This window comes from Glutamicibacter sp. M10 (genome assembly GCF_025452055.1).
Lineage (GTDB): Bacteria > Actinomycetota > Actinomycetes > Actinomycetales > Micrococcaceae > Glutamicibacter.
In genome coordinates this window covers 994576-1006447 of record NZ_CP104918.1, presented here as the reverse complement: position 1 = coordinate 1006447, position 11872 = coordinate 994576, and the positions used below count along the sequence as shown (strand labels likewise).

Genomic DNA, 11872 nt, shown 5'->3' with positions numbered 1-11872 from the left:
TTGGTCGCGAAGTGGACCGAGGCTGTTGGAGTGAGAATTTCACAGAAGTAGTGATCAATGCCGGTTAGCGATCAAAAGGCCGATCTCTTGCCTTGTGAATCTCCGGTCGAACAAACCTTTCTCTGCCGAGTCCTATGGGAAACTCACAGTGACTTCCCGTAGGATTTTTCTGTGCTTGATCAAACTTCTTTCCTTTCCACGCTGACGAATTACGCCTCACCAACTATGGGTGCCGCGTTCCTACCGGACTGGTTTAACCCTGCGGTTTTCCTAGATAACCCAGACCTCGGCCCATGGGTCGTCGTGCTTGTCTGCGCCATCGTTTTCGCTGAGACCGGCTTGCTAGTTGGCTTCTTCCTACCTGGTGACTCAATGCTTTTCACCGTGGGTATGCTCATCGCAACTGGCACCATCCACATCCCACTGTGGCTCTTCGCGCTAGCAATCTTCATCAGCGCTTTTGCAGGAGATCAAACTGGATTCATGATTGGCAGGAAGTCCGGCCCGGCAATCTTCAACAAGCCTGACTCACGCTTCTTCTCGCAGAAGAACGTAGAACGCGCCCACGAATTCTTCGAAAAGTTCGGTGGCCGCGCAGTGATCCTCGCACGCTTTGTCCCAGTGGTACGTACCTTCGTCCCGGTCATTGCCGGTGTTGCGAAGATGGACCACAAGACTTTCGCCACCTTCAACCTGATCGGCGCAGCCCTATGGGGTATCGGCGTCACCATGCTGGGTTACTGGCTGGGACAGTTCACCTGGATCGAAGAAAATATCGACATCATCTTCATCTTGATCGTGCTGGTCTCGGTCATCCCGATCGGTATTGAATTGCTCAAGTCCCGCAAGCCAAGCAAGAACATCGAAGACTAATTTCTAAGCACTTCGGCGGCTAAAACGACCGCCACCCCACTGTACGCCGCGGCGCATCAACCAGTTCTCACACGGTTGGATTGTGCCGCGGCGTACTCCTTTACAGACCAAATCTTCGCCCGCATCAATCAAACGCATGGCCTGGGTAGATGCTGGCCGCACCGCGTTGAGCAACACCTCGCAGTCGCAATACCCGCCCAACAACCGCATCTTTTTCTCCAGTGCACTGGCCCGCGGGGCGCATTGGTCCCGGTAGTGACTGAGCATCTGCAGGGTCCCATCGCAGGACTGCGACCCGGCAACCCGGTACAGATAACAAGGCAGACATTCGTGTTCAACCGGTAATGGCAGCTGGGACATCAGAACTCCTTAAAGACGTAATGGCAGGAGCAACCAATTTGTTGCTCCTGCCATTACTTTCCAGCTTTGAGCCGGCCCAGCACGCTAAGGCTCACGAGTTGTGGACATCTATGCTCCAGCAAGGCTCTGCCGCAAGAAGGCATCTACTCGTTCCAGAGCCTCAGCTACTTGCTCATATCCGGCGGCAAAAGACAGCCGGATAAACAGGTGACCTTCAAACGGATCAAAGTCTCCACCAGGGGTCAGAGCAACATGTGCGTGCTCAAGGACTGCCTGAGAATACTCGCTAGCCGAACCAAAATGTTCCAGTACTTCCGGAGCCAACCGTCCGTAGAGGTAGAACGCGCCATCAGCCGGTGCGGCTTCAGCGATTCCTAGCCTCTTCAGGTTTTCAAGAACCAGAGTGCGAGTGCGAGCGAACTCTTCAACTCTTTGGTTTGCTTCCTTCAGACTCTCCTGCGTAAATGCGGCAACCGCAGCTCGCTGCGCTGGCGCAGGTGCGCACAATGCAAGGTTGGAAGCCAAGGCGTCAACGGCTGACAGCAGATCGTCGGGAACAACCATCCAGCCCAGCCGCCAACCAGTCATTCCCCAATATTTAGAGAAGGATGAGACAACAATGGACGTCTCGGAGAACTCCCATGAGGTGTGCCCCTTACGCTCAGGATCAAACTCGATGCCGTGATAAATCTCGTCGCTGATTAACCGAACCCCATTGGATTCGCACCACGTAGCCAACTCGTTCAGCTCCTCGGAACTGAACATGGTTCCGGTGGGATTATTTGGCGAGGCGACTACTAGCCCATCCAAACGGCCATGCTCATTTTTGGCCTGTTCCAAGTTGGCGATAGTCGGCTGGAAGCGTTGTTCTGCGTTGGTAGGAAGATCCACTACCTTCAGGCCCAGCGCTCTGAGGATGTTGGCGTAGGCCGGGTAGCCCGGACGTGCCAGTGCGACGACATCTCCGGCATCAAAGGCCGCGAGGAACGCCAGCTGGAAAGCACCCGAGGAGCCAGTGGTCATCACGAAGTTCTTCGCCGGAATCTGCACGCCGTAAGAATTGCGGTAATGCTCGGCGAGGGCTTGGCGGGTTTCAGCCAAACCAGCAGTAGAGGTGTACCCAAAGTCGGCCTGCTCAGCGTGCAGTTGCGCCGCAAGCCCATTGACCGCAGCCGGTGCTCCCCACCAGGTTCGCCGACGCATAAGGAGATCACGTCGTGACCCGCTTGGCGCATTGTGGACACCTGATCAACTATTTGCATCACTTCAAAGGGAGCAACTTGGGCGCGCTGGGATACCTGCACTTTTTGTCCTCACTACTTGCACTCGCGCTTGACCTGCGCCTAACTCTCAGCCTCCAACGCTACACCGGCTGGCCTTGAGCCAAGCGCATAGTGCCAATCAGTCGTCCACTTCATCTTGAGATCTTGATCCTGAGCACTACTCAAGCGTCGGCGCATCTACAGGCAACTCGAGCAGGACCTGACGAAGTTCGGCCGTTTTAGCTTCAATGGCTGCGCGGCTGCGCGGTCGACCTCGCGTGCTTCCGTTCGGACTCGTAGCCATTCCTCGCGCCAATGATTCGCTTCACGCTCGGTTGCAGCTTCCCTTTGCCAAGCCGAATATCTGCCGACAATTTGTGTCGTCAATTCGCGCATGACGTCGTAAATCATCGGGTCAAAATTCTGGTCATCATTCTGATTCATACCATCCCCTTATCCCTACTTCACCAAATCTATCAAGGCGTAGAGATCAGAGCTTTATTGCGGCCGGGCAACTGACCATCAAGGACGAGTATGGTGGACTATTAACGCAGACGGCAGGATTCTGCCCCGACAACGCAGAGAGCAAAGGCAACACATGAGCAAGCAAAAAGTATTCCAAGCCGTCGTCGGCAAAGAAGGCGGCTGGTGGAACATCTGGGTCCCGGAAATTGATCAGGTAACCTGCACCCGAAAGTCACGCAAGATTGCTGGCTATACCCGCACCCTGATTGCAGCGGTGCTTGGTATTCCGGAATCGTCCTTCCGCGTTGAGCGCGAATTGGTCTCCGCCGAAGAATTTGAGCGTCGCTTCACTGCGGCCGCTCGCAACGTTGACTCGCAGGAAAAGCTGTAGCTTCCAGCTCACTGAGCTTAACTAAAAAAATCGGGACCCCTTCGGGTCCCGATTTTTTCTTTGCTTACTTGTCGCCGTCAGCTGCGAGCTGGCCGCATGCTCCGTCGATTTCCTTGCCGCGAGTATCACGCAAGGTGGTTGGAACACCCAACTCATCGAGGCGACGCACAAACTTGGAAGTGATGTCCGGTTCGCTTCGGGTCCAGATGGAACCCGGTACTGGGTTCAACGGAATTGGGTTCACGTGAACCCATCCGCGACCGCGAGCGTTGAGCTTCTTGGCTAGCATTTCTGCACGCCACTCGTGGTCGTTCATGTCCTTGATCAACGCGTACTCAATTGAGACACGACGTCCGGTCTTCACGTAGTAGTCAAACGCGGCATCCAATGCCTCATCGACCTTCCAACGTGAGTTCACTGGGATCAGCTCATCGCGCAGCTCATCATCTGGTGCGTGCAGCGACAGAGCGAAGGTCACTGGGACGTTCTCTTCTGTCAGCTTGCGGATGGCAGGAACCAAACCAACGGTGGAGAGGGTAATGCCGCGAGCACTCATACCCAGGCCTTCAGGAGCTTCAGCGACCATGCGGTGAACGGCGTTCATGACGCGCTTGTAGTTAGCCAGTGGCTCACCCATACCCATGAACACGATGTTGCCAACGCGCTCCTCTGGGTGCTGCTGTCCACCCAGACCGCCTTCGGCGATCACGCGGTTAGCCTGAACGATCTGGTCCAGGATCTCAGCGGTGGACATATTGCGAGTCAGGCCCGCCTGTCCGGTGGCGCAGAATGGGCAGTTCATGCCACAACCGCACTGCGAAGAGATGCACAGGGTGATGCGGTTTGGGTAACGCATCAATACGGATTCAACGAGCGAACCGTCAAAGAGACGCCAAAGGAACTTGATGGTCTTGCCATCATCGGTCTCTAGGCGCTTAACCTCGGTGAGCAGCTTCGGGAACATGGCCTCGGCCAGTTCCGCACGGCGCTCCTTAGGAAGATCACTCATCTTCTCAGGATCGGTGGTGTAGTGCTGGAAGTAGTGCACCGAAAGCTGCTTAGCGCGGAATCCTGGCAGACCCAGTTCCTTCAGCTTGGCCTGACGCTCAGCTAGCGACAGGTCGGCTAGGTGCGTTGGCGGCTGGGAGACGCGGCGCTTGGTCGCGAACTGTAGTTCGGGACGACCATCGGCACCCATCTCCTGCTTCCAACCTTCAGCGGTTGGGATGACCTGGGCGCGCCCTTCGGCGTCGGCTCGGGACTTGGAGATGCGCAGCTGCTGGGCGCGCTGAGCTGCGGCCTGCTCGGTGCGCAGTGCCTTGCGTTCGTCAGCGGAAAGTGGGGTGGAATCGATGGAAGTCATTACTACCTATTGTTTCACGTATCGGAAGCGTCTTGGCGGTGAGTTTGGGCACGCGCTAATGGTGCTGCACCGTCAGCTTAGCGACAATGCAGCACCAATTGATTCGAGCGGCTAGTACTTGTAGGTTTCTTTCACCTGTTCAATCTTTCCCACGCTGCCAGCCAGGTCCAATTCACCGACTTGACCACTGGTGACCACGGCAGGACGTTCCCTATCGGTGCGAACGTATCCGTCCTGCCGGTCCTTCGTGGTCACGAGATCACCGGTGGCCTGCATGGTGAAGTTCAGCTGTCGAGCTTGGCCCCAGATCGGCTCACCTGATTCAGTTTCACCTTCGTAGACGCGAACCGTTGAATCAACCGTGGCCTGTGACAGCTTCTTATTGATGCTGACATCAGCGGCGTAGCCATACATGCCAACTATCCCCACTTCTTCACACCCGCTGTCCGGATCCCATGATGGAAGTTGACCCTCAGGGCAGTTGAAGCTCACCACCGAAACGTCACTAAAGCCGTCGGTGTTCCCGGAAAATCCGATCAGGTGCGAGGTGCCAGTGAACCCTTCTAGTTCCCCCACCTGCGCAATCTCGGCAGTGGCCCAGGTGACGTTGCTCTTTTCAGGTGGCGCTGCAGAGGCAGGTGCGAATGCGGTCACTGCTAGCGCGAGCGCCCCAGCTGCGGACAGAACTCCGCGAATCTTCGTATTCATGCTGATTCCCTTCTTTCTCCGCATGCGCCGTTGCACGCGAATGTAGGCTCAGCCAGTCTCCAACTCCTCACACCATTAATGCAATAGATTGATATAACAGTTACGGTTCCTAGACCTACCAGCGGTCAGAAAAGCGAATTTGGCATAACTAAATTTCGCGTCGTCATGTCGGTTCGAAGCCACGAAGTTCCGTCGCTGATTCAAGACACTCATTCGACTCCCGTCAGTGGAATCCATGGCTGGCCACTGCAGGGAGAATTCCGGTGGGAGCGAGGACCCAAAAGGCAGATCCGTTCACGTAAGTGATCAAAACGAGTCGTAGTTGTTATGACCTAGTTACCCGCCACCGGGGTTTTCTACTTGGATCCCGTCGCGGGAGGGATGACTTGCGCGCTGGTGATGATCGCATTCATCTCGGCCACAGCCCGCTGGGCAGAATCTGCTGCCGGCGAGTCTTGGGCTAGTTCAGCGATACGCGTTTGTGTTTGCCCGGAACTCACCGGAGAGATCTCATCGGCTAGTACTTTTTGAGCGATTCCCAATGCTTGCAGGATTGCTAGCACCGTGGTGTCACTGATCCCCGAAGGCCGCTTGCCGTGGATCTGGGCGCTGAAATCCGCGCGCATCTGACGCTCAATTTGTTCGTTGAGAATATTGACCCGCTCTTTACCCAAACCGAGCATTGTCCGCGAACCGTATTCAACGATGCCCTGCTTGGCTAAAGAATCGGTAACCCGACGAACATTGCACAGACCTGGAATCTTGACCGCAGCGTCTAAGGTGAGACTGCCCTTTTTCTCCAACTTTTCCAGCGAAGAAGCCAAGACCGGATCCGGGCAAGGACCGGCGCCAATGAGTTTGATCCGTGGAACCGTGTCATCACTGAGCGCAACCCGTCCAGCAATCATTAAGTCAGAAAGTACTGCGGCATTCATCCCGTAGCCGGCAGCTGTCATCACCGCTTCGGGCTTCTGTTGATTATCGGCCATCAGTAGGTAGAGCTTTTCTGAGATCAGCATGCCTACAGGCTACCTACCCGACCAATGCTCAGTCCTCAGCATTTCGACGGATATTAGGAACTAATTTTTGTCGCAGAGTCGTGCGAAAAACCGGCAGGTTCACGTTCTTCACCATCTCGGGTCATCGCCGCTGTGGTACGAATGAACACCGAGATCCACGCAAACATGATGGCTACGACGGAGAGTTCAAACCCGGTCAAGTTGTAGTAAGCCCAGTCATTCCACAGCAGGAAGGCCACCCAAACTGCACCAACAGCCGCATAGGACATCAGATGGAATACGGCAGGATAACCCGGCAGCAAGACTGCCGTACCTGCCAAAAGGATGATCATTGCTACCGAAGCGAGCTGCACAAATACCGAATGTATTTCCATAGACACATTCACCGGCACCAGACCGATCCCGATAATGCCCACGGCCACCACTACCAAGCACCAGCGCACAATCCTTGGACGGGGACGTAGTTTCCGTGCAAGTTTATATCTGCGTAGTGCTGGTCGGCAGCGATAGGTCCGAGAGAGCAACATAAGATCACGGGTGAGGAACTCGGTGAAGGCCGCCAAGACCAAACCCGAAATGATCAGCGTCAGGTTAAACGTCCAGAAGGATCCTCGGCCAGCCTGCGCAGTACCCAAGAAGGAAAACATGCTGCGCCACCAGCCTTGTTCTTCAGCCAGCAACATGCTGATCAAAACACCGGCGGCCATGAAGATTCCCAAGACCACCGAGAGCGTTTCAGCACTCGTACGAGCGGTGGCCACCAAGCATAGGTAGGCCGTCAATCCAGTCACCGCGCTGACCGCCAACGCCCCAGCAAGAACATCAAGGTGCAAACCAAAAAATGCTTGTTGGAACAGGTGGAAGACCACCAAAATGATCATGGCTGAGCTGGCCATATGCACCAGGATCAACCCGATACCGGTGACCAATTGGCGCCATACCGGGATGCGCCGCAACCACGGTTCGCGATATCTAAGGATCGAACGGAAAGCATAGGCACTACTTGATGCTGCTGCGGTTGCACCGCAGACCGCCGATACAAAGCCCACCGACCAACGTCCAAAAAGTGCGGGACGTTCACCGGCAAAGAAGATCAGCGCCGCGGTCAGGCCAAAAGAGAACAGAACAGTCCGGCCCACAGCGCACGCCGCTCAATAGCAAGCTCGCTGATCCGGCGGTTAGCTGGGACTTCGGAATACTGGTACGGCACGTGTTCTATTCTCTCATTACCGTAGAGAAACTGTCGTGGCACCGCTAGCCATCAGCGAGCTGCGAGCGCGGTGATTCCTTCAACCATCAGACTCAGCGCACCGGCAAAGGCAATCAGCACAACAAATGCGCGACTGTATTTGGACGGGATCTTTGGTGCCAAATAATTACCCAGCAAGATGCCTATCAGCATGGCAGTGAAACAACCGATCCACTGACCAGCGGGTAAATGTGGCAGTCCGCCTTTAGCTACCAAGGAGGTGCACGAGAGCACCAGGAAATACAGCTGCACCGAGACAGCGAATTGGCGTTGTGGCCAACGACTGGCCACCGCGTAGCCGGCAATGGCAGGACCCGAGACTCCGGCGGTCACCGACATGAATCCAGAGACTGCGCCGGCGCCAATAGCCAGTGACTTGCCTTGGGCCGCGGGAAGGTTGCGGATCATAAAGCTAGAACCCAGTGCCAAAAGCACCATCAGAGCAATGCCAATGGATAACCACGGACCCTGAACTCGGGCTGCTACCCAGGCACCGGGAATGGTCATGAGCATTGCCGGAATCAAGATCAGTGCAACCTTTTTATATTGCACCTTTCGGAAGACCTGAACAAAAATCATCAGGCTACTACACGCTCCGAGCAGGTTGACCAAGGTAATTCCTGCATGCGGTCCGAGTAGCAAGACCAGGAATGGGGAGGCCACCATGGCGAAGCCCATTCCGGAGATGCGCTGAGTGGAGGCTCCAAGGAATACTGCTGCTACCAGCAAAAGCACCGTTGCTAATTCCCCGCTCAAACCCACTCTTCCTCTGTGTCTTTGGATGTCCTGACTATTACGTTAGCCCAGCGAGAATACGACTCATTGCGCAGCTAGGCACTGACTAAGGTTTTAAGCTTTAAACGTGAGCAACAACGTAGAATTTTTGATCATCGGCGGCGGGGCCATGGGCTCAGCAACTGCGTTATCTTTGGCGCAGAGCGGGCACGAAGTGTTGTTACTTGAGCGCTTTGAACCGGGGCATCAGCAGGGCGCTTCCCATGGCAGCACCCGCAACTTTAATCCTGCTTACGCACGGTCCGAGTACCTGCGACTGCTACAGCGAGCCAATATCCTCTGGGATGACATCTCGGCTCAGGCAAACACCCCACTGCTGACTCGTACCGGGCTGGTCAACCACGGCGTTGTCGCGGAACAACGGCACATGCATGAGGTACTGGCCGGTGCAGGTTTTGCTAGCGAACTGTTGAGCATCGATGAGGCTCAAGAACGCTTTAGTGGCATGAAGTTTGAAACCGAAGTGCTGCACATTCCAGCGGGCGGGCAGATCAACGCTGATGCCGCCGTGGCCGCAATGCAGCGATTGGCGGCCGAGGCCGGCGCAAGAATCCAGCATGAGCACCCAGTCGTAGGCATCGAGGTGATCAACGACGAACAGGTAGCGGTGCGCGTTCGTGATGAGTCCGGCGAGCGCACTGTGTTTGCCAAACATTTGATCGTCACCGCTGGAGCTTGGACCCATCAGCTACTGGGTCAGCATGATTTGCCAGCCATCCACGTCACCGAAGAGCATCCCGTGCACTTCGCATTGCGTTCCTCCGAGGCCAAGTTCCCCGGCTTTAACCATATTTTGGACGGCACGCGGGATATTGGTTCCCCGGTCTTCGGTCCCGTGTACGGCATGCATACTCCGGGACTGGGGATCAAGGTCGGTTGGCATGGCTCCGGGCGACTGACCGATCCTAACCACCGTGAACATCAGGTCATCGAGGAACAGATCCGCGGATTGCAAGACTACGCTCAGCGCTGGCTACCTGGGGTGGATTCGGAAATCTATGAATCGATTTCCTGCACCTATTCCAATACTGATGACGAGAATTTCATCTTGGATCGTCTTGGACCGATCACCATCGGTGCGGGCTTCAGTGGTCACGGATTCAAATTTGTTCCGGCTATCGGCGAGTACCTCGCCCAACTGGCCTTGGGCAGTCGCGGCACAGAAGAATTGTTCTCAGCCAGCCGGACCCAGCGCGAGCCATTGTTCTTAGAACGTCGGCGCGCGCTGGGGATCAGCTAACTAGATATCCTCTAACTGCGTGGCAGCTGCTGGGTGATGCAGTGGATGCCACCACCGCGGGCGAATAGTTCGCGTGCATCTACGCTGACTACTTCCCGGCCTTCATACGCTTCGGCCAGGATCTTTGCTGCTTGCGCATCATTGGGATCATCAAAGGCACAAGCGATGACTCCACCGTTGGTCACGAGATGGTTGATATAGGAGTAATCCACCCACCCTTCGTCGTCGCGCAGCGCCGTGGGTGCGGGCACGGCAATGAGCTTGAGCTTTCGGCCTTTGGCATCCGTTGATTCTTCAAGACGTGTGCGCACCTCTTGGGAAATCAGGAAATCTGGATGTTCTGGGTTCTGCTGATCGTGGTAGAGCACCACGCCTGGGGCGGCAAAGCAGGCCACAATATCCACGTGCCCGCGAGTACCAAACTCCTGATTGTCGCGCGTCAATCCCCGGTCCAACCAGATCACCTTTGAGGTGCCCAGTAACCGGGCGAATTCCTCCTCGATCTGCACTTCACTGGCCTCAGGATTTCGTCCTGGATCAAGCTGCACACTGCGGGTAGCCAAGATGGTGCCTTCACCATCAACGTGGATTCCGCCGCCTTCATTAGTGATGTTCGCGCGGGCAACGGGCAGTTCTGTTAGCTGCGCCAGGTGGTCTGCGATGAGTTGGTCTTTGTCCCAGCTCGCCCAGCTTTGGGCACCCCAGCCGTTGAAGTTCCAGTTCACGGCGGCCAGTTCATTGTGTGCGGTGCGCACAAAGGTTGGTCCGATATCGCGCATCCATGCATCGTTTAGTTCATGGAACGAATAGCTGACCGAGTCCCCTAGGTGGCGGCGCGCGTCGGCTTCGCTCGAAGGATCCACCACCATGGTCACCGGGGTGAACTTGGTGATGGCCCGGGCTACCTGACTCCAGGTGGATCGCGCCGCTTCTGCTTCTTCTTCGGTATCCCCAAGCGTGTAGCCACTGGCAGGGAAGGCCATGAAGATTCGATCATGGGCTTCGGTTTCTGCAGGCATGAAAAACTCAGACATTGCTGCTGCTCCGTTCTCCCAAACCAGTCTCTTCGCGCGCTTCACGAAGCGCTGCGTACGTTTCTGGCCGGCGGGTACGTAGGAATGGGAAGAGCGTCAGCCAGTCTCGGCGCGCGTCAAGATCTAGCGTAGCGACCAGTACCGCAGATTCATCGCGTGGTGCGCGGGCCAGGATGCGTCCGTAGGGATCAGAAATGAAGGAAGAACCGTAGAAGGTTAATGCTCCTTCATCTCCCCACCGGTTAGGGACCACCATGAACAGACCATTGGCAATGCCATTGCCAACAATGGTCTGACGCCACAGTGGTTCGGTATCAAAGTCCGGGTGATCTGGCTCCGAGCCGATAGCCGTTGGGTAGGCAAGCAGATCCGCACCGGCCAGCGAGTAGATGCGTGGTGGCTCACTGAACCATTCATCCCAGCAAGTGGGCAGGCCCATGGCCACATCCCCTAGGGCTGGAATACGGTGTACCGGATAGGGATCTTCGTTGGGTCCTTCGCGGAAGTACCTGTCCTCGTAGTAGCCAGCGGTGCGCGGAATGTGCAGCTTGTTAGTCGCTGCCACCAGCTCACCTTCCGGAGAAACAATAATGGCGGTGTTCAGTCCTAAACCGTCGGCCTCTGGGGCCTTGCGGAACAGTGAAATGTGAACCTGCAGCTGGTAGATCGCGGCCATTTTCTTCGCGAAGCTAAAGGTCCTGCCGGTGAGCAGATCTTCCGCCGTTGCGTCCGCTGCGTTGCCATCCGGGATTTCAAAAGCCGGGTACTTGCTCAAAGTGAGCTCGGGAAGGAAGACAATTTTGGCGCCGTGCTTGGCTGCCGATTTGATGCCTTCTTCTAGTTCGGCTTCGGCGTCTGCCGGGTTTTCATGCCAGCGGTGCTGGACCAACGCTACGGTCAGTGTGCCTCGGGTGGCTTCTTCGGCGCGGGCCGGGGACACCGGTGGTTCTAGGGCCAGAATTTCTTGCATGGTTCACCTTCACGGTTTTAAACGAATGTGATTCGTTTTATAGCGTAGATGCTTCCGCGGGGTGAAAGCAAGAGGTTTAACGAATGCTTTTCGTTTATTTTGTGTATGCTCATGTCAAGAGATTTCCACCTACAGGAGTGAGT

13 protein-coding genes are annotated in these 11872 nt (G+C 55.8%); 3 read left to right on the top strand and 10 right to left on the bottom strand.

Annotated elements, in window-relative coordinates; all coding sequences use genetic code 11:
• The first annotated feature begins 225 nt into the window (after nt 1-225).
• Nucleotides 226-873, top strand: coding sequence for a DedA family protein (locus N6V40_RS04955; RefSeq protein WP_262199699.1), 648 nt, complete (start codon nt 226-228; stop codon nt 871-873).
• 3 nt (nt 874-876) lie between these two features.
• On the opposite strand, the gene N6V40_RS04950 is transcribed toward N6V40_RS04955, so the two are convergent.
• The 3 genes from N6V40_RS04950 to N6V40_RS04940 form a co-directional block, all read right to left on the bottom strand.
• Nucleotides 877-1233, bottom strand: a complete 357-nt coding sequence (locus N6V40_RS04950) for a DUF2695 domain-containing protein (RefSeq protein WP_131089295.1) — start codon at nt 1231-1233, stop codon at nt 877-879.
• Between the two features lie 108 nt (nt 1234-1341).
• Entirely contained in the window at nt 1342-2436 is a 1095-nt protein-coding gene (locus N6V40_RS04945; protein WP_315973772.1) for a pyridoxal phosphate-dependent aminotransferase, read from the bottom strand.
• A gap of 257 nt (nt 2437-2693) precedes the next feature.
• Nucleotides 2694-2939 carry a hypothetical protein gene (locus tag N6V40_RS04940; protein WP_262199226.1) on the bottom strand — a complete coding sequence of 82 codons (246 nt, stop codon included), beginning with the start codon at nt 2937-2939 and terminating at the stop codon, nt 2694-2696.
• Between the two features lie 154 nt (nt 2940-3093).
• Here N6V40_RS04940 and N6V40_RS04935 point away from each other — a divergent pair, with 154 nt between their 5' ends.
• Nucleotides 3094-3351, top strand: coding sequence for a hypothetical protein (locus N6V40_RS04935; protein ID WP_131089298.1), 258 nt, complete (start codon nt 3094-3096; stop codon nt 3349-3351).
• Between the two features lie 64 nt (nt 3352-3415).
• Here N6V40_RS04935 and rlmN read toward each other — a convergent pair whose 3' ends face one another.
• From rlmN to N6V40_RS04910, 5 genes are all read right to left on the bottom strand, one after another.
• Nucleotides 3416-4714, bottom strand: a complete 1299-nt coding sequence (gene rlmN / locus N6V40_RS04930; protein WP_242632499.1) for a dual-specificity RNA methyltransferase RlmN — start codon at nt 4712-4714, stop codon at nt 3416-3418.
• Nucleotides 4715-4825: 111 nt separating this feature from the next.
• Nucleotides 4826-5422: a hypothetical protein gene (locus N6V40_RS04925; RefSeq protein WP_131089299.1), complete on the bottom strand. Its 597-nt coding sequence runs from the start codon at nt 5420-5422 to the stop codon at nt 4826-4828.
• Between the two features lie 356 nt (nt 5423-5778).
• Nucleotides 5779-6441, bottom strand: coding sequence for a GOLPH3/VPS74 family protein (locus N6V40_RS04920; protein WP_262199225.1), 663 nt, complete (start codon nt 6439-6441; stop codon nt 5779-5781).
• A 53-nt stretch (nt 6442-6494) separates the two neighbouring features.
• Nucleotides 6495-7580, bottom strand: a complete 1086-nt coding sequence (locus N6V40_RS04915; RefSeq protein WP_262199224.1) for a hypothetical protein — start codon at nt 7578-7580, stop codon at nt 6495-6497.
• A gap of 122 nt (nt 7581-7702) precedes the next feature.
• Entirely contained in the window at nt 7703-8446 is a 744-nt protein-coding gene (locus tag N6V40_RS04910; protein ID WP_262199223.1) for a sulfite exporter TauE/SafE family protein, read from the bottom strand.
• Nucleotides 8447-8552: 106 nt separating this feature from the next.
• Here N6V40_RS04910 and N6V40_RS04905 point away from each other — a divergent pair, with 106 nt between their 5' ends.
• A complete protein-coding gene (locus tag N6V40_RS04905; protein ID WP_131089303.1) occupies nt 8553-9725 on the top strand; it encodes an FAD-dependent oxidoreductase in 1173 nt (390 codons plus the stop codon).
• A gap of 11 nt (nt 9726-9736) precedes the next feature.
• Here the strand turns inward: N6V40_RS04905 and N6V40_RS04900 are convergent, their stop codons facing one another.
• Nucleotides 9737-10759 (bottom strand): agmatine deiminase family protein, encoded by a 1023-nt coding sequence (locus tag N6V40_RS04900; protein WP_262199222.1) that lies wholly within the window; start codon nt 10757-10759, stop codon nt 9737-9739.
• The gene (locus N6V40_RS04895) at nt 10752-11729 is read right to left on the bottom strand and encodes a nitrilase-related carbon-nitrogen hydrolase (RefSeq protein ID WP_262199221.1); all 978 of its coding nucleotides are present in this window, start codon (nt 11727-11729) and stop codon (nt 10752-10754) included. The genes N6V40_RS04900 and N6V40_RS04895 overlap by 8 nt, the downstream gene beginning before the upstream one ends.
• Nucleotides 11730-11872: the final 143 nt, after the last annotated feature.